Raw genomic sequence first — 21,767 nt, forward strand, 5'->3', positions numbered from 1 at the left:
AGGGGCAGAAATTTTTGTTTAAAGTTGCTTGATAAAGTCTAGTAGATGATGGGCGATCGCCCCCTTGCTGGCCTGGGGAATTGTCGCCTTGCGACCCTCTTTATCGAGAAAAATCAGTTGATTGGTTTCACTGGCAAAACCAGAATTAGCTTGATCCACGGCATTGGCGGCGATCGCATCGAGATTTTTTCGTTGCAGTTTGGCCAGGGCTGGGGCCGTAATTTCTCCCGTTTGGGCGGCAAAACCGATCAGTTTTTGGTTGGGGTGCTTGCTTTGACCTAGTTGAGCGGCAATGTCCGGAATTTCTTCGAGGGCAAGGCTTTGGGGCAGTTCGGCTTTAGCGAGCTTGTAGTCGTAATTGACCGTGGGCCGCACATCGCCGACCGCTGCACACAGAATGAGCCAATCGAATTGTTCTGCCTGGGACAACATTTCCCTTTCCATTTCAGCGGCGCTCGTAACGGAAAAACGGTTGATGTTTGGCAAATTTTCCAGCAAACGGCTTTCGATTGGCCCGTGGATAAGGGTTACAGTCGCCCCCCGGTAGGCCGCTGCCTCGGCGATCGCCAAACCCATTTTTCCCGTCGAAGGATTGCCAATAAAGCGCACAGGGTCAAAATGCTCCCTGGTTCCTCCGGCGCTGACGAGAATTTTTTTGCCTGCGAGATCCGCTTGGCCCCGACTGTGGATCAGTGCTTGAACCGCTTTAATAATCTGTACGGGTTCTGCCATGCGTCCTTTGCCTTGGCGATCGCAGGCCAACAAACCACTATTTGGGTCGAGGATGTGATAGCGCTGATCCTGTTGGAGTCGCCGCCAATTGGACTGCACCGAGAGCTGTTGCCACATGTCCGTATTCATCGCCGGGGCAACTAAAACTGGGCAAGTGGAGGCCAAAATAATATTCGTCAGCAACGTATCTGCAAGGCCCAGACTTACTTTTGCGAGGGTATTCGCCGTTAGGGGAGCCAGCAAAATTAAATCTGCCCATTCCCCCAGGTCGATATGAACTGGGCGGGGGCGGTGGCTATCCCAAAAATCTTCGTCTGTATAGGCTGGGTGACGGCTGAGGGTGGCGACCGTGAGGGGCGTAATAAAACGTTGGGCCGAATCTGTCAGAACGACCCTGAGCTCTGCCCCTGCCTGGAACAGTTGGGAAATGACTTCACAAACTTTGTAGGCCGCAATGCCCCCACTAATGCCGACGACAATCTTTTTTTCGTTGAGCATTTACGATTCGTCGTAGGCTTCGATGTCCAAGAGGTGCCAGTAGGGTTCGACTAATTCTTGCCGTTGAAAGGCGATCGCCCGCAACAAATGCCAATCCTGGAGGGCTTCAAAGGGAGTCCCATAATCGTCCTGTTCTAATCGTGCGGCGAGTTGAGCCACATCCGTTTCGTCCATGTGGGCGATTTCCTGGGGGGTTTTTGTTAAGACTGTCATAATAAGACCTCCCTGACGCTGCACGTTCTTTTAGGTTCTGTTCATTCTTTATTCTACTCTTAGAAATCCCCAAAACAATGGCCTGTCACCGTTCTTATTGTCGGCTTGATTTGTCGAGTAAACTAGACGTATCTTAAGGGGAGATTCTGTTCCCCAAGGAGTCAGCCTCCCATGTTAATTGAACCCAGCGTGTTGCGAGCTGCCCAGCAGATCTATAACCAATATGTTGCTGTTCATCCCGTGCGCTCCCAATATGTCACTGGGGTTTCGGTAAATCCCAAAACACTCCAGGGATTTGTCAGCTTTCGTGAACGGTCTATCCTTCTGCCCCGAGAAGTCTTTGTGCCCGTCGAACAGCTGATGAGCTACGATGTCTGACGCTAAAAATTGGGAAAAATCAGGTATTTTCTCGGCGGATCGCCTTCAGAGAAAGAGTTTTAGGTGTTCGTTACTGACGTTTCGAGACGACAGCGATCGCCGACACTACAGGTTTGCCGTGCTTCCCGGTTTTGGATCAAGGTGATTAAATCGGGGCGACCCGTCAGTTGGAGGCGATATTTCGCCCAGATGCTATAAACCCAGTCGGCCAATTGCCCAACGCCAGGAATTTTCGTGATGCCGTAGACCCAGCCCAGGCCCAGAACTTCGTAAACAGACCGAAAAACCGCCACATTTTGGAGCACCGTGCCGTCGGCTAAAACCCCGTGGATTCGTTCCATGGCAGCTCGGAAGGTCACACCACCATGGCGACTGGGGTCGTAATCATCGGCGGCGACATCCACAAAGCAAATTAAACCGCGACCATTATCCTTGCGCCGCAAAAAGTTGACTTCCCGCAGACAAAGGGGACATTGGCCGTCATAGAGCAATTTAATTTTCCAGGATGGGGTGGAGGACATGGCGCAATTTTGGGGTGAAAAACTTAACTCTATTGTAAAGATTTTTTGCGGGGGCCTGGGGAACCGCCAAGGAAACCTTGGTCTAGCTCAGATGATTTGGCGATCGCCCCAGTCTTTCACTCTCCAATTACCAAATAGAATCCCACCAAGTATCATCCGTCGGCGTTTGGCCGTTGGTTTCGATAAAGTCAACCTTGCGGCGAATGTCGGCTGGCTCCCAACCCGTTAACTTCGCCAGGGTTTGTACCTCCGCTTCTTGGCGTTGGTAGGTGCGTTCTCGATAGGCTTGGGCCGCACTACAGGTCATTTCCCCACGGTAAGGATGACGAATCACATAGCGTCCTTGGAAAAATTGACGATTGGCCGTTTCTTGGAAGCGGAGATCTTCGGGGAACTTGTCGCGGCCATAACGCACATGGAGTCTGGTGATAAAGACCCTCGGTAGATATTGATCTTCATCCCAAAAGACTCCGGCCTGTTTAAGCTCTGCCTTCGTTAAATTAGGCGCAGAACAGGGATCACAACTGCTCATATCCCAGGCATATTCTAGGAAAATATCATCCCGGCCCTGGCGCTGGTAATCTTTCTCAAACATGGTGGTATAAAAATCACCAAACTCCGCTTCTACAAACTCAGGAATTTCCACATTTGAGGGAATTTTCACCGTGCGATAGTTGGTAACTTCCGCCTGGCCCTTGGGGGAAAGGATATAGACAATCAGATCCTGGGCTTGCTGGGCGTTCATCATCCCCAAGCGAATCGGCAGCATGTACTTCGGAGACTCAAAAGCCATCATCAGAGGACGCAATTGATTCACGCCGCTCCGGTCAAATTCTTCGAGGTTGACCTTGGCCACAAAGAATTTCAGTTTGTTCCGGATATAAGGTCGTAGTAACTCACTGGCCCCCTGGGGCAATTGGTAATCGTTTTGGCGTAACCAAGTTTCGAGGCCATCGGATTCTTTGGCACTGAGAATGAGGATGTCGTATTCGCCGACGCTAAATTGTTCCTCGATGGTGACGCCGAGATCGGCTGCTGTTTCGCGCATGGATTCTGCGGCCATGGGCATCGGTGGCGCCGCATTTTGCAGGAGCCCAAAACCATCATCAAATCTCCTTACAGCACAGGGATTTTCATCGAAATATTCCACGAGGCGGGGGGCGCTAAAGTCATCGAGGCGTTTGATAATGCTTGCTTCGCCCACATGAACCTGTTCTTCCTTCAGGACGACGGGGACGGGCACCACCAGGGCAAAATCTGAGACTTCCCCTTCGTAGTCATTGGCCATGGTGAGGACGGTGCGATCGCCATCCCGGGCAATAATTACTTGGGACGCTTGGTTATAGAGCTCGGTATCGGCTTTGGCGACGTAAAAACCACAGAAGGCCCAGGCGGGTTGCGCCAGCAGCAGTAAACCAATGCAGGTAATGGCGAGGCCGCGCACATATTGCAAGATCGTTTTAAACATGATTTTCCTTAGATAACGGGGCGAGTTTGTAGGTTCAGGGAAACATTGCTAGAGGAGGCCTTCGGTTGAGCTTTTTCTTGCCATTGAAACCGGGGCGATCGCCAAATTTTATCGATCACAATGGTGCTAGGTGCCAGACAGAATAACGCCCAAAAAATTGCCGTTGAACTATAGAGGCCATGTTGTAAAACAAAGGTCAGCAGGGCAATACTAATGGCCCAAAAAATTCGTCCCTGTTTCCCATTGGGAATTGAGCGTGGATCCGTCAGCATAAAAAACGCAAAGAGCAGCAACGAACCACTGGTTAACTGATGGGCAACCACATCCCAACTCCAACCCAGCCAAAAGTTACGGAGAATTTCTAAACCGCCATAACTCGCGAGAAAAGCGATAGAAGTATCCCAACGGCCAACGCGGTTGAGCACGAGGCCAGCGGCACTAAAAAACAGCAATAAATACCACCAATCAGTGCCCCATTGACCGGGAGAAACCCAAGCCCCATCTGTCCATAGGAGAGCCAGAATAATGCCAAAATTGGCAGGGTTAAAAAAATGTTTTTCTTGGTAACGAAATAAAAATTTGCTGGCGATCGCCCCGACCGCTGCCCCCACTAAAACGAGGGGATGATTTACCCGCAGGAGCAGGGAAAGGCCCAAGCCAGTAATCGCCGCACTCCGCGCCCCGGAAATAAGTAGCGGTTGCCATTGTAGAGGGGTTTCTTGTCGGCAACGATAGGCTTGCCAAGCACTGAAGCTCCATTGGGTCAAAATACAGGTGGCGATCGCCAGCAAAACCCAGGTTAAATTTAACGTCCAGTCTCGCGTGTAAACTCCCAGCAGGAGAAACGTCGTCAGAATTGCAATTTGATAATCACGGGCATCACTGAAGGGCATTGAAAATCCTCCCTGACTAAGCAAGAAATAAGTTGCCTAAAGTATGAAAGACAAGTCCAGGGATGACGAAAAGGTTTCTTTTTTTGTAACAGAAAACCTTGAGACTTGTGGCAGTCGTAAACTAGAGTCAAGGCAAGATTCCAGGGGCTGTTTAATATTAAAAAATGTGAATTTGATTGACTAATAAATTTCTAGAGCGTCAAACACAATTGTCCCTGTGATCTTGCACCTGTGTGTAGGAGTATGAAAAAAAATGCAACTGAAAAAACTGTTTGTGCCACTGTTGGCGGGAATGTTGTTCCTGGGGGGAACCTCTGGGGCGATCGCCGAAGAACTATTGCGCACGATCACTGTCACGGGGCGCGGCGAAGAAGCCATTGCCACGAGTCTTTCTGAAGTACGCCTTGGGGTCGAGGTGCGGGGGGCAACGGCAACCCAAGTCCAGGCAGATATCGCCAAGCGCAGTAACCAAGTGGTAGATTTCCTCAAGTCCAAAAATGTCGCCAAGCTCACCACCACGGGGATTAACCTCCAGCCGGAATATGATTACAATAATGGCGATCGCCGCCTCATCGGTTACTTGGCCACCAATACAGTGAGCTTTGAAGTGCCCACCGCCCAAGCCGGGAGCCTAATGGATGAAGCTGTCAAAGCCGGAGCAACCCGCATTGATGGAATTTCCTTCCGAGCCACCGAAGCCGCCCTCGCTGAAGCAGAAAAAACTGCCCTCGCTGAAGCCGCCCAGGATGCGCGCACCCAGGCCCAAACTGTCCTCGGTGCCTTGGGTTTGAGTCCCCAAGAAATTGTCCAAATCCAGGTCAATGGGGCGACGCCGCCAACCCCCATTTTTAAAACCATGGATACGGCACGAATCGCCTTTGAAAGTGCAGCGCCTTCTCCGGTAGAAGGGGGTGAACAGACGGTGAATGCTTCCGTAACCCTGACGATTCGTTACTAACACTCTGCTTTTTGGGCTAAATTACGCTTAAACCTAGGGGCGATCGCCTTGTGGGATAGGGGCGAAACTTGAGGGAATGTTAGATCTAATCAAACTTGCGGGACAACTGCCAGACATGGGGGCGCACCTCCAGGAACAGGCTGCCACGGGACGAGAACGAATCGAGCGGGGAATTTCTCTGCTCCGGGAAGCCCAGGCGGATTTCCAGACCCTCCAGGCCCACCAACAAACCTGGGGCGATCGCCTCATTTTTAACCATGGCATTCCCCTCGAACCCCTGGAGACTCGCGTTCCCATTTCGCCCCCTTCCCAAGCCCACACCGTTTTTGCCACGGATGGCTCCCAAATTGCTCCGTCTCACCATGAAATTGCCTATTGTTATTTGATTAATATTGGTCGAGTGATGCTCCACTACGGCCAAAGCTTGCACCCATTGCTGGATCATCTGCCGGAGATTTTCTATCGCAGCGAAGATCTGTACACCTCCCGCAAATGGGGCATCCGCACCGATGAATGGCTCGGTTATCGCCGCACCGCCTCCGAAGCTGAAGTGCTCGCTGAGATGGCCTGTAAATGGGTGTTACCCCCCGGTGCCCACGGTCATATTCCCAATGTGGCGATGGTGGATGGCTCTCTGGTCTATTGGTTTTTAGAAAATTTGCCCGCCGAAGCCCGCCAACAAATTCTCGAACCCCTCCTAGGGGCCTGGCAACAACTCCGAGAAACCCGTATTCCGCTGATTGGCTACATTAGTTCCACCCGCAGTGTAGAGGCCGTCCATTTCCTGCGGCTCCAGGCTTGCCCCCACGACAAACCCGATTGTCAAAGCCATTGCCTCGACGGCGAAACCAAGGAACGTAAAGCAGAATTTCGCGAAACTCTTCCCTGCCAAACCATTGAACCGTTGCGGGATAGCACTCTTTTTGAGCAACTGTTGCAACCGGGCGATCGCAGTGGGCTTTGGCTCAGTCAAGCGCGCATTTTAAATCATTATCCAGAAGCGGATCAGGTTTGTTTTTGTTATCTCCATGTGGGGACGGAGGTGGCGCGGATCGAGATGCCCCGCTGGGTCGCGGCAGATCCTCAACTCCTCGATCAAACCCTAGGGATTGTCCTCGGCCAAGTGCAAAAGGGGTTTGGGTATCCCGTGGCGATCGCCGAAGCCCACAATCAAGCCGTGATCCGGGGTGGCGATCGCGCCCGATTTTTTGCCCTCCTCGAACAACAACTCCTCAAAGCAGGGTTAACCAACGTAGGTATCTCTTACAAAGAAACTCGCAAGCGGGGTTCCGTGGCTTAAAGAGCATGCTCTCCCCCCACAAAGACTTTTCAGGAGAATTCTGAAACTCCCCTAAGCCAGTCCCAATCCCCCATCGGAGAGCATACAATAAACAAGCATCAGCACTTTTTCCCAGGCAGGCACAATTGTCGTCATCATCACGTCGTGCATTCTGCCACACTATTCTTTCCATTAGTCACTTCTGCGCGAACCGATAATGCCCGAAATGCCCGAAAACTCTCAATTTCCCGTTGAACCGACCCAGAAACCCAGTGGCACGGAGCAACAGCACGAAGAAAACCCCTGGGTAGAGACCATCAAGACCCTTGTGACCGCTGGTATTTTGGCCATTGGGATCCGCACTTTCGTCGCCGAGGCCCGCTACATTCCCTCCGAGTCGATGCTGCCGACCCTAGAAGTGAACGATCGCCTAATCATTGAAAAAATCAGCTATCACTTCAAAAATCCCCAACGGGGCGATGTGGTGGTCTTTAACCCAACAGAAATCCTCCAGCAGCAAAACTATCGGGATGCTTTTATTAAGCGGGTGATCGGGATTCCCAGGGATACCGTACAAGTCAGCGGCGGCACCGTTTTTATCAATGGGGAAGCCCTCGAAGAAGACTATATCAACGAAGCTCCAGAATATGACTACGGCCCCGTGACGATTCCAGAAGATCACTACCTCGTCCTTGGCGATAACCGCAACAATAGCTATGACTCCCACTATTGGGGTTTTGTCCCCCGTGAAAAGCTTGTGGGGAAAGCCTTTATTCGTTTTTGGCCCTTTAATCGCGTGGGCATCCTCAACGAAGAGCCGCAATTTGCCGACGAAGAACCGATTACACCCTAGCGTCCCATCCCAGAGACCGCTAGGATATAGGGCGACTCCCTATCCCGGCAACCATGAGTGAACCATCCCCTTTGCTGCAAGCATCAGGTCTCCATAAAAGTTTCGGTGGCATCCGTGCGGTGCAAAATGCTTCGATTACGGTGCCCCGTGGACAGATTACGGGGTTGATTGGCCCCAATGGGGCGGGCAAAACGACGTTGTTTAATTTGCTCTCGAATTTTATTACGCCGGATCGGGGGACAGTTATTTTTAACGGCCAGGAAGTGCAGCACTTACCGTCCCATCAGATTGCGGCACGGGGTTTTGTGCGTACCTTCCAAGTGGCGCGGGTGTTATCACGGTTATCGGTACTAGACAATATGTTGCTGGCGGCCCAACAGCAAACGGGGGAAAACTTCCTGCGGGTGTGGCAACAGGGGAAAATTCGTCGCCAAGAAAAGGCGAATCGGGAAAAGGCGATCGCCATCTTAGAATCCGTCGGTCTAGGGGAAAAAGCCCAGGATTACGCTGGTGCTCTGTCGGGGGGACAACGCAAACTCCTGGAAATGGCCAGGGCATTGATGAGTGATCCCCAGTTAATTTTGTTGGATGAGCCTGCGGCGGGCGTGAACCCCACTTTGATCAACCAAATTTGTGAACACATTGTCCGCTGGAACCAACAGGGAATTTCCTTTTTGATCATTGAGCACAATATGGATGTGATCATGTCCTTGTGTAACCACATCTGGGTATTGGCAGAGGGGAGTAATTTGGCGGACGGAACCCCCGAAGATATCCAGTGTAATGAACAGGTTTTAGAGGCTTATTTAGGATCGTAATGCGCGTTTTATTAACGAATGACGACGGGATTGATGCCCCTGGGATTGCAACCTTACAAAAGGCGATCGCCCCCCATGCGAGAGAAGTAGTGACGGTGGCCCCCCAAACACAGATGTCGGAATGTGGCCATCGGTTTACGGTTTATGCGCCGATCCCGGTGGAGCAACGGACAGACAATGCCTATGCGGTGGCAGGTACGCCGGCGGATTGTACGCGCTTGGGTCTCACGCAGTTTGCGGCAGATGTTGACTGGGTGCTGTCGGGGGTAAATGCAGGGGGAAACCTCGGCGTGGATATTTACACTTCAGGAACGGTGGCGGCAGTGCGAGAAGCGACAATCCTCGGTAAGCGGGCGATCGCCTTTTCCCATTTCATCCAGCGGCCTTTAGAAATCGACTGGGAGCTCGTCACCCACTGGACGGGGAAACTTTTAGCGCAATTATTGACCCAGGAACTGCCGGAAAAGCATTTTTGGAATGTGAATTTTCCCCATTTAACGGCGACTTCTGACCCGGAAATTATTTTCTGTGAGCGCAGCACCGACCCGATGCAAGTGCGCTACGAAGCGCGGGATCAACAGTTCCATTATGTCGGCTCCTACCCTGAGCGCCCCCGGGCCGTTGGTACCGATGTGGATGTGTGTTTTTCGGGAAATATTGCTGTGACCCAAATTTCGATCTAGAAAAGGGCATTAAACACGAGCTTCAGCAGCCACAGGGTCAACAAACCGCCCAAAAGAATCACCAAGGCGATCGCCCCGAAAATTAAAATCAGGGGACGCCAATCAATGGAGGCATTGTCAAGGTCAGTCTGGTCGGGCAAATCCTGTTCTAAAAGCTTTAAATTCGCCTCGTTGGCTTTCCAGGCCACATCAAAGAGATCGCCGGCCACGGGCACCGTCCCAACAACGCTATCCACAAGAAGATTGAGGGCCATTTTGACGAGGGTATCCTGTTTTGCCCCCAGTTTGGCCGCCTCGAAAATCACATAGCCAGAGAGAATCAAACTCAGGTAATCCCCCACCGCTGGCACCAAGCCGATAATCGGATCGAGGCCGATTTTGTACTTTGTCCCCGGAATGGCGATCGCACTGTCGAGCAGCTTACTCAGGGTGCGGATGCGTTTTAACGTCTTCGGGTTCGGGGTTTTGGTGGCAGTCATGGGTCAATGGGGAAAGCCAGAACATTGTGCAGCAGCCAGTGGAGCATGGTTTCAACGTCCCGCAGAATTAAGGGTCGATTGGCCGCCGTGAGCAGAGGCACATGGAGAAATAAGGCCCGCGCTGGGGATTGCTGCCGCTGGAGATGCTTTAACACTTGAAAATATAGCCCTTCACAGACAAATTTACCCGCATCGTCGCTAATCTCCGTAAATTCTAGGGGAGCCGTGAGGGCGCTGAGATCCAAGCGCGTTTGTAACTGCTGCCCCTGGTAAAAAGCTTGGGATTCCACCGTGAGGCGATCGCGTTTTTCGGCCATGCCACAGCAGAGCACCAGATCCGGCTGATAAGCGGCAATGGCTTGAATCGTTTTTGCGGAGGCGATCGCCGTTTCCACCGGCAGATGGTGCAGAAATAAAAAATCCGCAAAGGCTAACTGCCTCGCCTTAAGCTGACAGAGCAGATCATCCGAGGCATTGGAAGTGTGATGCTCCAGCCAGGGTTGAAAGGAGGTCAGTAAAATTTTGCCGCGCACGCGCTACGAATCACTAAGTCTGTCGAGGCTATATTGGGCTGCTTCTCGCACCTGGGGATGATCATCTTTGGCGAGGAACTTGACCGCCGCAAGACTCTTTTCACAAGGAAGTGCGCCTAGGGCTTCTGCGAGTCGTTGCCGTACTAGCCAATTGTCTGAGGAAACAAAGGTTACAAGGCGATCCACGGTTTCTACGGCACCAATTTCTCCCAGGGCGGCGATCGCTGCTTGTTCTAAAATGGCTTCCCCACTATCGAGGGCTTGAACCAGGGCATCCTTCGCTTCCGGACGACCGAGATTCCCCAAAGAAACCGCCGCACTAAAACGCACTAACCAAGAGGTATCTTCGTAAAAAGCCCGCAGCAGTGGTTTTAAAGCCCGCTCATCCTGGAGATACCCTAAAGCACCCGCTGCATCAGCCCGAATACCATAATCGCCGTCAGTTTCTAGCAGCTTAATCAAAATTGGATAGGACTCTTCTGTCTGCTTAATCCCCAGGGCAAAAACCGCCATCGAGCGAATTTGCAGCACCTCATCATCTAATACTTTTTTAATGAGGGGCATCGCTTCTAGGGGGGCTACATCCCGCAATTGGGCCAGGGCAATCATGCGATCCTTGGAGTTTTCACTTTCGAGTTGTTGAGAAAGTGTCGCTAAGCTGGGGTGAGACATAACCAAATTTTGTAAAAGTTCTTAATAAAATTGTAATCAAGATTCTCAGGATTTTTCAATAAACCATGACCCACCCTCTCAATCCGGTGTTGTTGATCCATGGCTTTTTAGACCGCCACACCGTATTTAAACCTTTAACCCGGTACCTTGGTCAACAAGGTTGGGAGATTTATGCCCTTGATCTACAACCCAATGATGGCCGTCAAGCACTGCCCATTTTAGCCAGCCAAATCGAAACCTATGTCCACCAACATTTTGGGGCGATCCAGCGGTTCGATCTCGTGGGATTTAGTATGGGGGGCATTGTGACCCGCTACTATTTGCAACGGCTCGGCGGCAATCAACGGGTGGAACGTTATGTGAGTATTTCGGCCCCCAATAATGGCACGTTATCAGCCTATGGTTTGCCCTTTCCAGGGATTCGTCAGATGCGCCCGGATAGTGACTTGCTTCAGGATTTAAACCGTGATGTGGCCACTGCCCTAGAACCTGTAAAAGTCACTTGGCTATGGACTCCCTTTGATCTCATGATTCTCCCCGCCAAGAGCACGAAGCTCCCCATTGGCACCGGCGTGCAGTTGCCCGTACCTTTACATCCTTGGATGTTGTCTGACCCCCGTGCCCTTAAGGCGATCGCCAAGGCCCTGCAGCAATAGCAAACCTCAAAGTGTATGTCGCTCTGGTTGGTAGGATTGAATCGCCCGCATATATTGAGCTCGTTCAAAGGCACTTTCATCAGGACAATTAACCTGGCTCATGCTGCCCCGTAATTGTTCAAGGGATAGATATTCATGTTCTTCGAGCCATTGCACCATTTCCGTTTCAATGGTTTCAATGTGATGAATGCCGTGGCGTAGTAAAGTCGCCACTAAAGCCGTCACTTTTGCCCCCGCCATTAACATTTTGATCGCATCGGTTCCCCGTTGAATGCCGCTGGTCGCCGCAAAATCCACATCCAAACGTCCATAGAGCATTGCAATCCAGCGCATCGGCAAACGCATATCCAAGGGGCTACTGAGGATTAAATTCGGGGTGACTTCCAGGTTTTCGATATCAATATCCGGCTGATAAAAACGGTTAAATAAAACTAAGCCACTCGCTCCATTATCAACTAACCGTTTCGCCATATTTGCCATGTTGCTAAAGAACGGACTCAGCTTTACGGCAACGGGAATATTTAAATTTTCCCGCACTGTCCGCACAATTTGAATATATTCATACTCTACTTCTGAACCATTTTTATTAATATCCGTCGGGACATAATAAATGTTCAATTCGATGGCATCGGCGCCGGCTTGTTCCATCAGTTTGGCGGTGTGTTCCCATTCCCCTTGGTGGGAACCGTTGAGGCTGGCAATAATCGGCATATCGACGGCGGATTTAGCAGTCCGAATATGTTCTAAATAGGTTTCAACACCCACATGGAAAACATCGGAAGCATTCTCTGGGAAATAATTTAAGGCTTCCGCAAAGGAGTCTGTGCCATAGGTGAAATGATGGTGTAATTCAAGTTTTTCTTTACGAATTTGTTCTTCAAACAGGGAATGTAAAACGACGGCTCCGGCTCCGGCATCTTCCATCCGTTTAATGTTATCGATGTCCTCAGTTAAGGGAGCGGCTGCACCAACAATTAATGGCGATCGCAGGGTCAGACCTAGATATTGTGTGGTTAAATCCATGGTGGTTCTCCGGTAGGTTAATGGTTTTACATCCCCTAAATCCCCCTGAAGTAAGGGGGACTTGAGGCGTTAGGCTTCGGGACGGTTGGCAAGGTATTCGTACATTCGCCAACGGGTATCGACATCGCTCTGGGCTTGTTTGAGCAGTTCCTTGGCGGCTTTGGGTTTGGTCATGGTGAGCATCTTGAAGCGATTTTCTTTGTACATGGAGCTTTCGACGCTGCCTTTGGGGGTACGGCTATCGAGTTGGAGGGGGTTTTTACCCTCTGCCTTGAGGTCGGGGTTATAGCGGTACAACAACCAACGCCCGCTTTCGACGAGTTCTTTTTGGTGACTCATGGCGGTTTGCATATTAATGCCGTGGGCGATGCAGTGGCTGTAGGCGATGATCAGGGAGGGGCCTTCGTAGGCTTCCGCTTCGAGGAAGGCTTTCAGGGTATGTTCGTCTCTGGCTCCCATTGCCACCGATGCGACGTACACATTGCCGTAGGTCATGGCGATTAAACCGAGGTCTTTTTTCGGGGCGGGTTTCCCACCAGCGGCGAATTTGGCAACAGCGGCGCGGGGGGTGGCTTTGGAGGATTGTCCGCCAGTATTGGAATAAACCTCGGTGTCCATCACCAAAATATTGATATTTTTCCCGCTGGCGATCGCATGATCCAGACCGCCGAAACCGATGTCATAGGCCCAACCGTCACCCCCAACAATCCAGACCGATTTTTTCACCAGATAATCGGCGAGGGAAGCTAACTGTTTCGCATTAGGGGAATTGAGGCTTGCGAGTTTATTTTTCAGTTCTCGCACCCGTTGCCGTTGTTCCCAAATGTCGGCTTCATCGGCTTGGCGGGCAGTTAATAATTCACTGACGAAATTATCACCAAGTTCACCGCTTAAGCGTTGTAATAATTCCGCCGCAAATTGGGCTTGTTTATCAATCGAGAGGCGGAATCCTAAACCGAATTCGGCATTATCTTCAAAGAGGGAATTTGACCAAGCAATACCTTTTCCTTCGGCATTGGTGGTGTAGGGCGTTGTCGGTAAATTACCGCCATAAATGGAGGAACAACCCGTCGCATTGGCAATCACTGTGCGATCGCCAAATAGTTGGGAAACCAATTTAATGTAGGGGGTTTCGCCACAGCCGGCGCAAGCACCAGAGAATTCAAAGAGCGGTTCCTGCAATTGCTGTTCGCGGATTTGATTGAGTTTTAACTCGCGCCGTTCCGGTAAAGGCAAACTGAGGAAGTAATCCCAATTGGTGCGCTCTTGTTCCCGCAGGGGCAACTGTTCCACCATATTGATTGCTTTCTTGGCGGGTTGCGCCTTGTTTTTCGCGGGACAAACATCCACACAAACGCCACAGCCGGTACAGTCTTCCGGAGCCACCTGAATTGTAAATTTCTGCCCCGAAAAATTCTTGTCTTTCGCATCAATGGATTTAAAACTTTCCGGCGCATTTCCTAACAGATTGGGTTCATAAACTTTGGCGCGAATCGTCGCGTGGGGACAGACCATCACGCACTTACCGCATTGAATACAAACCTCTGGATCCCACTCTGGAATGAATTGGGCAACGTTGCGTTTTTCCCATTTCGAGGTTCCAGTCGGATAGGTTCCATCGCAGGGCAGACAACTCACCGGTAGGCGATCGCCTTCTTTGATCAGCATCGGCGCTTGGACATTGCGCATAAAGTCGGGCGCATTGGGAGACACCGCTGGCGGTTTACGAATGGGACTATTTGCCTCGCCAATCCTGACCTCAAACAAATTCGCCAAGGTGTTATCCACCGCCTGAATATTCATGGTGACCACATCCGCGCCTTTCTTGCCGTAGGTCTTCTGGATATATTCCTTAATTTTGGCGATCGCCTCCTCTTTTGGCAGGACACCAGAGAGAGCAAAGAAACAGGTTTGCATCACCGTATTAATTCTTCCGCCCATGCCACTTTCTCGGGCCACCTTATTCGCATTAATCACATAGAATTTTAAATTTTTGCGAACAATTTGTTCCTGCACCTCAAGGGGCAATTGATCCCACACTTTCTCCGGAGCATAGGGACTATTTAAAAGAAAAATTGAACCATCCTTTGCGCCACTGAGCACATCTAATTTTTCGAGGAATAACCATTGATGACAGCCCACAAAATTCGCCTGATTAATTAAATAGGTTGAGCGAATTAGATTCGGACCAAAGCGCAGATGGGAAACCGTCACTGCCCCTGATTTTTTTGAGTCATAGACGAAATAACCTTGGGCGTAATTATCCGTTTCTTCGCCAATAATTTTGATCGAATTTTTATTCGCGCCCACCGTCCCATCGGAACCTAAGCCATAAAACATCGCCCGTACCACGCTATCCGGCTCACTAGAGAAACTCGGATCATAGGCAAGGGAAGTGTGGCTAACATCATCATTAATGCCAACGGTGAAATGATTCTTCGGTTTAGCTTGATTTAATTCATCAAAAATCCCCTTCACCATCGCCGGGTTAAACTCTTTAGAAGACAAACCATAACGTCCCCCGATAACTTTCGGTATTGTGCCTTCCCAAGCTTCCATCAGTGCCGATACCACATCTAAATAGAGCGGTTCACCATTTGCACCGGGTTCTTTCGTGCGGTCTAAAACCGCAATTTTTTCAACAGATTTTGGTAGCGCAGCAATTAACGCAGCAGGATCAAAAGGACGATATAAACGCACTTTTAAAACGCCAACTTTTTCCCCTTGGGCATTGAGGTAATCCACCGTTTCATGGACGGTTTCACAACCGGAACCCATCAGCATAATTACCCGCGTCGCCTCCGGCGCACCCACATATTCAAACAGTTTGTAGGCGCGTCCTGTCAGTGCCCCAAAGCGATCCATCATTTCCTGCACAATGGCACCGCATTTTTCATAGAACGGATTCACCGATTCCCGCGCTTGGAAAAAGACATCGGGGTTTTGGGCTGTGCCGCGCACCACTGGATGATCGGGGGTTAAGGCTCTGGCGCGGTGGGCAAAGACATCTTCATCGTCGATCAAATCCCGTAAAACCGATTCATCGAGTAATTCAATTTTTTGAATTTCGTGGGAGGTGCGGAACCCATCAAAAAAGTGGATGAAGGGCACACGGGCTTTCATCGTCGCCGCTTGGGCAATCAACGCCATATCGTGGGCTTCCTGCACCGAGGCAGACGACAACAGGGCAAATCCCGTCCCCCGCACAGCCATTACATCGGAGTGATCACCAAAAATGGAGAGGGCTTGGGCTGCAACAGAGCGGGCGGCAACATGGATCACCGCTGAGGTGAGTTCCCCTGCAATTTTGTAGAGGTTGGGGATCATTAACAGTAGCCCTTGGGAGGCGGTGAAGGTTGTCGTTAAAGAACCCGTTTGCAGTGCGCCGTGGACGGCTCCGGCAGCACCACCTTCACTCTGCATTTCGATAATGCTGGGCACGGTTCCCCAGAGATTTGGCTGTCCTTGGGAGGCCCAGGCATCGGCCCATTCGCCCATCGGTGAAGCGGGGGTGATGGGATAAATGGCAATGACTTCGTTTAGTTTGTAGGCAACTTTGGCGACGGCTTCATTCGCATCGAGGGTGGCAATTGTGTTAGTAGCCATAATCTCAAAATTCTAATGTTTTGCTGGTGACTGGGTGGAAATCGTGGGTGATGATCTGTTTTTGTGAGTCGAGGCAGTGGAAAAAGTGATTGATGTTAGCTATTTTTGAGCCTGATACTTTGTTGACTTTAACAACAAAATGCTTGCTAAAAGTTATAAGAAAAAATAGAATTTGATTGGCTTGATCCGGAAAATCAAGGAAATATTTACACTTCTAATTTTAGAGACATTTCTTGCTGTCTTGGGTTGTTCTGCTGTAGAAAATGATAAAAATCAGTGAAGGTTTAAATTTCGTTGAAATCCTAGGGGAAGCTAAATAAGAAAAGTTATTTTTTGCTTTTTTTTGTAACGATCTTGGGCATGGTTTCGGTGCCAACTTTTTTAGTAGAGATTGATTATGACACCTTCGGCAATAGAGAAAAACTGTCGGTGGTTGGCCAAGAAGCCGGGCCTATTGCCAGTATAAAAATCTCGTCGGTTTAGCGATCGCCCACGAGAATTCAAAGAATTAAAGAATTACCTAGGAAAATTGGCCTTGGGCTGAAGTTTTCGCGCGTAAACCCCAATCTTTCGCCTATACCTAGTCAATCTAGAAGATTGTAGAGATTTCAATCTCAACGTCCATTTGGTTGGTTAAAGCAAAGGACTAAAACACAAGTAATAATCAAACCAAGAAGGAGAACTATTACAGAAATATCTGTGGAAGTTCCCAATTAGAGTCTTTTTCGACGTTGGGAGGACGTACAGGATAGACTGGATAAGCAGCAAAAACATTAATCAATCCAGAATCTTTTGGAATTTCCCAAAATGCTAGATTATTGCCAGCAGGAAAGATATAAGAGTGATTAGTAACCATAAAGCTGTACTTTGAGACGAAGAAATGGTTATTGCCGAGGATAAAGAGGTCTTGGCAAGGAGTAAGTAGATCGCCACTAGGGAAAACGGTTTAGCTCACGCTCATCGCTATGGCGATCGCCCTCTTGATCTTTAGCAGGTAGAAACTGAGATATCTCCCGATGAGAAATAGGCGCAGTCACCATCGGAGACATAGGAACCGTAGCCCCCAGCGCCACCAGTGCTGTAGTAGGAATCATAGCCGCTAGAATCATTCCCATAGCTGCCGTCGTAATTATTACTGCCAGCGCCAAGGTAGCCTTGCACCGTGTAATCGCCTGCATAGCCCCACGCACCAGTGTAGTAATCCAGCCAGTAACTCCCCGCAGGAATCGAGTCGCCAGCCAGATACTCAAGGATCATCAAATCTTCGCCCTGGATATATTCGCCATTGACATAGACCTGGGCTTTTACGGGTATCGAGGCACCCGCGAGCAGGAGAAGAGAAGACAAGACCGTCAGAGAAACTTTTTTCAGAAACATGGAACAAACCTCCCGTGAGGGAAAACTAGAAAAGTTAGAGACTGAAGCATTCTGGAACGATTAGGTCAGGTTGCTGGGGATAAGTAGTGGCCACAAAATTTTACTGATGCAGTTTGTCTAAATTTTTGACGCTCACTCTGGATTTATTATCTACTGATGTTTGAATTTTTCAGCGGTCTTTAACCCTACATTTCCCCCAAGCTGCCGTAATCCTCAGTGCAAATAAGCCATAGAGAAACTTTATTATCTAGGCTTTTTCCATGAAGGTTTTCTCATGGAATCTTCACCAGGGGTTTAGGGAAGCGGGTCAAGATATCCATAATCGTCAAGAATCTGGCGAGCAGTGTCGAGGTCAGATCCCAAAGGAGAGGTTTTTGCCCATGGAACCCGCCCAACGACAACGGAATGTTCAATGGCGATCGCCCCAGGGGATCTCTAGCCCAACCCCCGTTTCTGGGAAACGAGCCCCCCGATCTAGGCCGCCAGCTCCTCGCCACCGCATCGTGCTATATTCCCACGACACCATGGGCTTGGGTCACAAACGGCGTAATGTGTTGATTGCGCAGACCCTACAACGATCAGCTTTGCCCCTAGATATTTTGCTCATCAGTGGCATGGGCGATGGCAATGAAGGGCTGGCCCGTGCGGGGATCGATTGTTTAAGTTTGCCAGCCTTGAAAAAAAGCCGGGATGGTTCCTACAGAGCGCGTCATTTAGCTTTGCCTTTACGGGACATCATTGGGTTGCGATCACAGCTAATTTTAAACGCTGTTCAACAATTTCAACCGGATGTTTTCATCGTCGATAATGTCCCCAGGGGGGCAGAACGGGAACTAGACCCCAGCCTGGAATACATCCGGAAACAGCCCAAGATGCGCTGTGTTTTGGGGCTAAGGGATGTGTTGGACGACCCGGCAGTGGTGCGGCGGGATTGGCAACGGGCGGACAACGAAACGGCCATTCGTCGCTACTATGATGCGGTGTGGATTTACGGCGATCCCCAGGTTTACGATCTGCGGCGGGAATATGATTTTTCCCCAGAGGTGGTCGCAAAAATGCTGCCCCTCGGTTATTTCAATCAATGCGATCGCCTCCAGTATTTAGGGCAATCCTGGCAAGAAACCTTAAAAGCGTGGGATTTACCCGCCCGGTTCGTCCTCGGTGCGGTGGGTGGCGGCCAAGATGGGGAAACCCTGGCGATCGCCTTTGCCCAAATTCCCTTCACCGCCGAAAATCCGGGGGTGCTACTCACGGGGCCTTTTATGCCGGAGTCCGTGCGCCAAACCCTAGGGGCGATCGCCCAACATAATCCCCACCTGACGATCCTTCCCTACTGTCCCGAACCGACGATTCTCATGGCCGCCGCCGAACGGGTGATTGCCATGGGCGGCTACAATACCACCTGTGAAATTCTTTCCTTCCAGAAACCCGCTTTGATTATTCCCCGGATAAAACCCCGCCAGGAACAATGGCTGCGGGCGACCCGTTTAAAAAAATTGGGTCTGGTGGATGTGCTCCATCCCCACCAGGTTAATCCTCAGAATCTAGTGGCTTGGCTCCGTTGTGATCCAAAACCCCCCAAGCACAGCGCTGGTCTCAATCTCCAGGCCACCGAACAGTTGCCCCTCCTTTTAGGTCAAATGCTCAAGACTTCTAGCGGTTTTACTGCCCAAGCTTCCTAGTCCATCACCTTATTTCCATTATTTGTTCAATGTGCCATGGCCATTGCCTACGTTGTTAAACGCTATCCCCGCTATTCAGAAACCTTTATCGTCAATGAAATTCTCGCCCACGAAGCAGCGGGTTTAGACGTGCGAATTTTTGCCCTACGGCCCCCGGTGGATAGTCATTTCCAGGACAAAATTGCCAGGGTCAAGGCCCCTGTCACCTACATTCAAAAACCCAGCCAAGGGCGATCGCACCCCGATTTATTGGGGCAAAATCCCACCGCCGCCAGTTACCTCTGGGCAGAAATCCAAGCTACCGCCGCCCTGATCCCCGACCTCTGGGAAAAATTAGCCTACGCCGCCGGAGAACGTTCCAGTGTTCTGTATCAAGCCCTCTGGCTCGCCCAAGCCGTCCGCCACCAGGGGATCACCCATCTCCATGCCCATTTTGCCAGCGTCGCCACCAGCGTTACCCGGTTAGCCGCCCACTTTGCCGGGGTTCCCTACAGCTTTACGGCCCACGCAAAAGATATTTTCCACGAGAGCGTTGATCCGGCAGATTTTAGCCGCAAACTCCAAGATGCCTGCGCTGTGGTGACTGTCAGCGACTATAACCGTGCCTATTTACAGCAACAGTATGGGGAAGTAGCAACTAAGGTCAAACGCATTTACAACGGCATGGATTTAACGGAACTTCCCTACCAACCTCCTTTAGAAAATCCACAGCCACCGTTAATTGTGTCAGTGTCGCGCCTCGTGGAAAAGAAAGGCTTAACCTATCTGATCGCCGCCTGTGATCTGCTGCGCCGTTGGAATTGTTCGTTCCGCTGTCAAATCGTGGGGAGTGGCCCCCTAGAAACGACATTGCGATCGCAAATTGCCCAGCACCAACTAGAACCTTGGGTGGAAATCACTGGCCCCAAACCCCAGGGAGAAGTGTTTCAGCTTCTAAAACAGGCGACAGTTTTTGCGGCTCCCTATGTCATTGGGAAAGATGGCAATCGGGACGGTTTACCTACAGTTTTGTTAGAGGCGATCGCCTTGGGAACTCCCTGCGTCGGGACGGATGTGACGGGAATTCCTGAAATTATTGCTCACCAGAAAACGGGGTTGCTAGTGGCCCAAAATGATCCAGAACAACTCGCCAAAGCCCTCCAAATTCTTTTAAACCAAACGGATTTACGTCACCACTTCGCCCAGGCTGCCCGCCAGCGTTTAGAACAAGCCTTTGATCTCCAGCGCAATGCCGCCCAACTCCGCCAACTGTTCCACCAAGGGGAGGCCCAACGATGAAAATTGCCTATGTCTGCGCCGATCCAGGCATTCCGGTCTTTGGCTGTAAAGGGGCCTCGATCCATGTCCAGGAGATGATCCGTGCCTTTCAGAACCAGGGGGCAACGGTAACGCTATTTGCCGCGAGGCTTGGAGGTGAACCGCCCGCAGATTTGGCCGATTTACCCGTTTACTGCTTACCCAAAGTTCCCAAAGGAGATCTGGCAAGCCGTGAGCAGGGACTCTTTCAACAAAATCAGACGTTGCAAAATTTATTAACCCAGGCGGCCCCCTACAATCTCGTCTATGAACGTTATTCCCTCTGGAGCCAGGCGGGGATGACCTTTGCGCGAAACTGGCAGATTCCCTGCATTTTAGAAGTGAATGCACCCTTAATTGAAGAGCAAGCCACACACCGGGGTTTAATAGACCGGGATTTAGCATTGCAGGTCGCAGCGACAGCCTTTGGGAAAGCAACAGCTTTAATCGCCGTGTCCGAGGGGGTAAAGGCCTATTTACAGCAATGGGTGCCGGGCGATCGCCTTTTTGTGCTGCCCAATGGCGTGAATCCAGACCGATTTTCGGAGGTTTTCAAGCCGTCCGCCGCAAAGCCGTTTACGGTGGGTTTTGTGGGTTCCCTCAAGCCTTGGCATGGCCTAGATTGCCTCATTGAAGCCTTTGCTCAACTGCGACAAACTGTCCCGGAAGCCCAGTTGTTGATCATCGGCGATGGCCCCCAACGGCAAGCCCTTGAACAGGCGATCGCCCAGCGCAAGTTAACGGCCCAGGTGCAATGGACAGGTGCCATGGCTCCAGAGGCAGTCCCCCACTGGTTAAGCCAGATGAGCGTGGCTGTGGCCCCCTATCCCGCCAGTGAAAATTTTTATTTTTCCCCCCTCAAGGTGGTGGAATACATGGCGGCAGGGTTGCCCGTGGTGGCGAGTCGCATCGGTCAACTGCCGGACATTATTGACGATGGTGTGACGGGGATTTTGTGTCCACCGGGAGAGCCAACCGCCCTTGCCCAAGCCCTCGAACATCTTTGGCGATCGCCCCAGTACCGGGAACAGTTAGGTCTGGCTGCCCGTGGTTTCGTGCTTAAACACCATACCTGGGATCACATTGCCACCCAAATTTTGGCGATCGCCCAAGCCTCATTTTTTAACGTTGAGGTTAAAAGTTAGGAAA

At 50.8% G+C, this 21,767-nt stretch carries 21 protein-coding genes; 10 read left to right on the forward strand and 11 right to left on the reverse strand.

Annotated features, from left to right (window positions below):
* Positions 1-18 precede the first annotated feature (18 nt).
* Positions 19-1,230, reverse strand: a complete 1,212-nt coding sequence (gene coaBC / locus AWQ24_RS07220; RefSeq protein ID WP_065716395.1) for a bifunctional phosphopantothenoylcysteine decarboxylase/phosphopantothenate--cysteine ligase CoaBC — start codon at positions 1,228-1,230, stop codon at positions 19-21.
* Positions 1,231-1,443 (reverse strand): DUF2555 domain-containing protein, encoded by a 213-nt coding sequence (locus tag AWQ24_RS07225; protein WP_012307042.1) that lies wholly within the window; start codon positions 1,441-1,443, stop codon positions 1,231-1,233.
* Positions 1,444-1,614: 171 nt separating this feature from the next.
* On the opposite strand from AWQ24_RS07225, the gene AWQ24_RS07230 reads away from it, so the two are divergent.
* Complete coding sequence (locus AWQ24_RS07230; protein WP_012307043.1) at positions 1,615-1,821, forward strand: hypothetical protein; 207 nt, start codon at positions 1,615-1,617, stop codon at positions 1,819-1,821.
* Positions 1,822-1,880: 59 nt separating this feature from the next.
* Here AWQ24_RS07230 and AWQ24_RS07235 read toward each other — a convergent pair whose 3' ends face one another.
* The 3 genes from AWQ24_RS07235 to AWQ24_RS07245 form a co-directional block, all read right to left on the reverse strand.
* Entirely contained in the window at positions 1,881-2,342 is a 462-nt protein-coding gene (locus AWQ24_RS07235) for a thiol-disulfide oxidoreductase DCC family protein (protein ID WP_065716396.1), read from the reverse strand.
* 127 nt (positions 2,343-2,469) lie between these two features.
* Positions 2,470-3,810, reverse strand: a complete 1,341-nt coding sequence (locus tag AWQ24_RS07240; protein ID WP_065716397.1) for a DUF2330 domain-containing protein — start codon at positions 3,808-3,810, stop codon at positions 2,470-2,472.
* Between the two features lie 8 nt (positions 3,811-3,818).
* A complete protein-coding gene (locus tag AWQ24_RS07245) occupies positions 3,819-4,703 on the reverse strand; it encodes an RnfABCDGE type electron transport complex subunit D (RefSeq protein ID WP_065716398.1) in 885 nt (294 codons plus the stop codon).
* A gap of 253 nt (positions 4,704-4,956) precedes the next feature.
* On the opposite strand from AWQ24_RS07245, the gene AWQ24_RS07250 reads away from it, so the two are divergent.
* The 5 genes from AWQ24_RS07250 to surE all read left to right on the forward strand — a co-directional run bounded on the left by AWQ24_RS07250 (position 4,957) and on the right by surE (position 9,294).
* Entirely contained in the window at positions 4,957-5,661 is a 705-nt protein-coding gene (locus tag AWQ24_RS07250) for an SIMPL domain-containing protein (protein WP_065716399.1), read from the forward strand.
* 76 nt (positions 5,662-5,737) lie between these two features.
* Positions 5,738-6,961, forward strand: a complete 1,224-nt coding sequence (locus AWQ24_RS07255; RefSeq protein WP_065716400.1) for a DNA double-strand break repair nuclease NurA — start codon at positions 5,738-5,740, stop codon at positions 6,959-6,961.
* Between the two features lie 205 nt (positions 6,962-7,166).
* Positions 7,167-7,793, forward strand: a complete 627-nt coding sequence (lepB, locus tag AWQ24_RS07260) for a signal peptidase I (protein WP_065717329.1) — start codon at positions 7,167-7,169, stop codon at positions 7,791-7,793.
* A 53-nt stretch (positions 7,794-7,846) separates the two neighbouring features.
* Positions 7,847-8,611, forward strand: a complete 765-nt coding sequence (locus tag AWQ24_RS07265; protein WP_012307050.1) for an ABC transporter ATP-binding protein — start codon at positions 7,847-7,849, stop codon at positions 8,609-8,611.
* Positions 8,611-9,294 (forward strand): 5'/3'-nucleotidase SurE, encoded by a 684-nt coding sequence (gene surE / locus AWQ24_RS07270; RefSeq protein WP_065716401.1) that lies wholly within the window; start codon positions 8,611-8,613, stop codon positions 9,292-9,294. The genes AWQ24_RS07265 and surE overlap by 1 nt, the downstream gene beginning before the upstream one ends.
* Here the strand turns inward: surE and AWQ24_RS07275 are convergent.
* Genes AWQ24_RS07275 through AWQ24_RS07285 form a run of 3 tightly spaced genes read right to left on the reverse strand, consistent with a single transcriptional unit; the run spans position 9,291 to position 10,978 of the window.
* Positions 9,291-9,773: a DUF4112 domain-containing protein gene (locus tag AWQ24_RS07275; protein WP_065716402.1), complete on the reverse strand. Its 483-nt coding sequence runs from the start codon at positions 9,771-9,773 to the stop codon at positions 9,291-9,293. The two genes, surE and AWQ24_RS07275, sit on opposite strands and share 4 nt — an antisense overlap.
* A complete protein-coding gene (locus AWQ24_RS07280; RefSeq protein ID WP_065716403.1) occupies positions 9,770-10,306 on the reverse strand; it encodes a peptidase C15 in 537 nt (178 codons plus the stop codon). The genes AWQ24_RS07275 and AWQ24_RS07280 overlap by 4 nt, the downstream gene beginning before the upstream one ends.
* Positions 10,307-10,309: 3 nt before the next feature.
* Positions 10,310-10,978, reverse strand: coding sequence for a HEAT repeat domain-containing protein (locus AWQ24_RS07285; RefSeq protein WP_030007187.1), 669 nt, complete (start codon positions 10,976-10,978; stop codon positions 10,310-10,312).
* A 65-nt stretch (positions 10,979-11,043) separates the two neighbouring features.
* Between AWQ24_RS07285 and AWQ24_RS07290 the strand changes: the two genes are divergently transcribed.
* Positions 11,044-11,634: a triacylglycerol lipase gene (locus tag AWQ24_RS07290; protein WP_065716404.1), complete on the forward strand. Its 591-nt coding sequence runs from the start codon at positions 11,044-11,046 to the stop codon at positions 11,632-11,634.
* Positions 11,635-11,640: 6 nt separating this feature from the next.
* Here the strand turns inward: AWQ24_RS07290 and AWQ24_RS07295 are convergent, their stop codons facing one another.
* The 3 genes from AWQ24_RS07295 to AWQ24_RS07305 all read right to left on the reverse strand — a co-directional run bounded on the left by AWQ24_RS07295 (position 11,641) and on the right by AWQ24_RS07305 (position 17,640).
* On the reverse strand, positions 11,641-12,657 hold the full coding sequence (locus AWQ24_RS07295; RefSeq protein WP_062433959.1) for a dihydroorotate dehydrogenase-like protein: 1,017 nt from the start codon (positions 12,655-12,657) through the stop codon (positions 11,641-11,643).
* Between the two features lie 69 nt (positions 12,658-12,726).
* Positions 12,727-16,263 carry a pyruvate:ferredoxin (flavodoxin) oxidoreductase gene (gene nifJ, locus AWQ24_RS07300; protein WP_065716405.1) on the reverse strand — a complete coding sequence of 1,179 codons (3,537 nt, stop codon included), beginning with the start codon at positions 16,261-16,263 and terminating at the stop codon, positions 12,727-12,729.
* A gap of 987 nt (positions 16,264-17,250) precedes the next feature.
* Complete coding sequence (locus AWQ24_RS07305; protein WP_065716406.1) at positions 17,251-17,640, reverse strand: hypothetical protein; 390 nt, start codon at positions 17,638-17,640, stop codon at positions 17,251-17,253.
* 380 nt (positions 17,641-18,020) lie between these two features.
* Between AWQ24_RS07305 and AWQ24_RS07310 the strand changes: the two genes are divergently transcribed.
* From AWQ24_RS07310 to AWQ24_RS07320, 3 genes are read left to right on the forward strand one after another with little or no spacing between them, the layout of a single operon-like run.
* Entirely contained in the window at positions 18,021-19,322 is a 1,302-nt protein-coding gene (locus AWQ24_RS07310; RefSeq protein WP_065716407.1) for a glycosyltransferase family protein, read from the forward strand.
* Positions 19,323-19,358: 36 nt separating this feature from the next.
* Positions 19,359-20,600 carry a glycosyltransferase family 4 protein gene (locus tag AWQ24_RS07315; RefSeq protein WP_065716408.1) on the forward strand — a complete coding sequence of 414 codons (1,242 nt, stop codon included), beginning with the start codon at positions 19,359-19,361 and terminating at the stop codon, positions 20,598-20,600.
* The gene (locus tag AWQ24_RS07320) at positions 20,597-21,763 is read left to right on the forward strand and encodes a glycosyltransferase family 4 protein (RefSeq protein ID WP_065716409.1); all 1,167 of its coding nucleotides are present in this window, start codon (positions 20,597-20,599) and stop codon (positions 21,761-21,763) included. Before AWQ24_RS07315 ends, AWQ24_RS07320 begins: the two co-directional genes overlap by 4 nt.
* The last annotated feature ends 4 nt before the right edge of the window (positions 21,764-21,767 follow it).

The sequence above is a fragment of the Picosynechococcus sp. PCC 8807 genome (assembly GCF_001693295.1).
Classification (GTDB): Bacteria; Cyanobacteriota; Cyanobacteriia; order Cyanobacteriales; family MRBY01; genus MRBY01.

Excerpts from the sequence above, each read along its gene's own strand:
- coaBC (WP_065716395.1), bottom strand. The coding sequence starts at position 1,230 with ATGCTCAACGAAAAAAAGATTGTCGTCGGCATTAGTGGGGGCATTGCG.
- AWQ24_RS07225 (WP_012307042.1), bottom strand. The coding sequence starts at position 1,443 with ATGACAGTCTTAACAAAAACCCCCCAGGAAATCGCCCACATGGACGAA.
- AWQ24_RS07230 (WP_012307043.1), top strand. The coding sequence starts at position 1,615 with ATGTTAATTGAACCCAGCGTGTTGCGAGCTGCCCAGCAGATCTATAAC.
- AWQ24_RS07235 (WP_065716396.1), bottom strand. The coding sequence starts at position 2,342 with ATGTCCTCCACCCCATCCTGGAAAATTAAATTGCTCTATGACGGCCAA.
- AWQ24_RS07240 (WP_065716397.1), bottom strand. The coding sequence starts at position 3,810 with ATGTTTAAAACGATCTTGCAATATGTGCGCGGCCTCGCCATTACCTGC.
- AWQ24_RS07245 (WP_065716398.1), bottom strand. The coding sequence starts at position 4,703 with ATGCCCTTCAGTGATGCCCGTGATTATCAAATTGCAATTCTGACGACG.
- AWQ24_RS07250 (WP_065716399.1), top strand. The coding sequence starts at position 4,957 with ATGCAACTGAAAAAACTGTTTGTGCCACTGTTGGCGGGAATGTTGTTC.
- AWQ24_RS07255 (WP_065716400.1), top strand. The coding sequence starts at position 5,738 with ATGTTAGATCTAATCAAACTTGCGGGACAACTGCCAGACATGGGGGCG.
- lepB (WP_065717329.1), top strand. The coding sequence starts at position 7,167 with ATGCCCGAAAACTCTCAATTTCCCGTTGAACCGACCCAGAAACCCAGT.
- AWQ24_RS07265 (WP_012307050.1), top strand. The coding sequence starts at position 7,847 with ATGAGTGAACCATCCCCTTTGCTGCAAGCATCAGGTCTCCATAAAAGT.
- surE (WP_065716401.1), top strand. The coding sequence starts at position 8,611 with ATGCGCGTTTTATTAACGAATGACGACGGGATTGATGCCCCTGGGATT.
- AWQ24_RS07275 (WP_065716402.1), bottom strand. The coding sequence starts at position 9,773 with ATGACTGCCACCAAAACCCCGAACCCGAAGACGTTAAAACGCATCCGC.
- AWQ24_RS07285 (WP_030007187.1), bottom strand. The coding sequence starts at position 10,978 with ATGTCTCACCCCAGCTTAGCGACACTTTCTCAACAACTCGAAAGTGAA.
- AWQ24_RS07290 (WP_065716404.1), top strand. The coding sequence starts at position 11,044 with ATGACCCACCCTCTCAATCCGGTGTTGTTGATCCATGGCTTTTTAGAC.
- AWQ24_RS07295 (WP_062433959.1), bottom strand. The coding sequence starts at position 12,657 with ATGGATTTAACCACACAATATCTAGGTCTGACCCTGCGATCGCCATTA.
- nifJ (WP_065716405.1), bottom strand. The coding sequence starts at position 16,263 with ATGGCTACTAACACAATTGCCACCCTCGATGCGAATGAAGCCGTCGCC.
- AWQ24_RS07305 (WP_065716406.1), bottom strand. The coding sequence starts at position 17,640 with ATGTTTCTGAAAAAAGTTTCTCTGACGGTCTTGTCTTCTCTTCTCCTG.
- AWQ24_RS07310 (WP_065716407.1), top strand. The coding sequence starts at position 18,021 with ATGGAACCCGCCCAACGACAACGGAATGTTCAATGGCGATCGCCCCAG.
- AWQ24_RS07315 (WP_065716408.1), top strand. The coding sequence starts at position 19,359 with ATGGCCATTGCCTACGTTGTTAAACGCTATCCCCGCTATTCAGAAACC.
- AWQ24_RS07320 (WP_065716409.1), top strand. The coding sequence starts at position 20,597 with ATGAAAATTGCCTATGTCTGCGCCGATCCAGGCATTCCGGTCTTTGGC.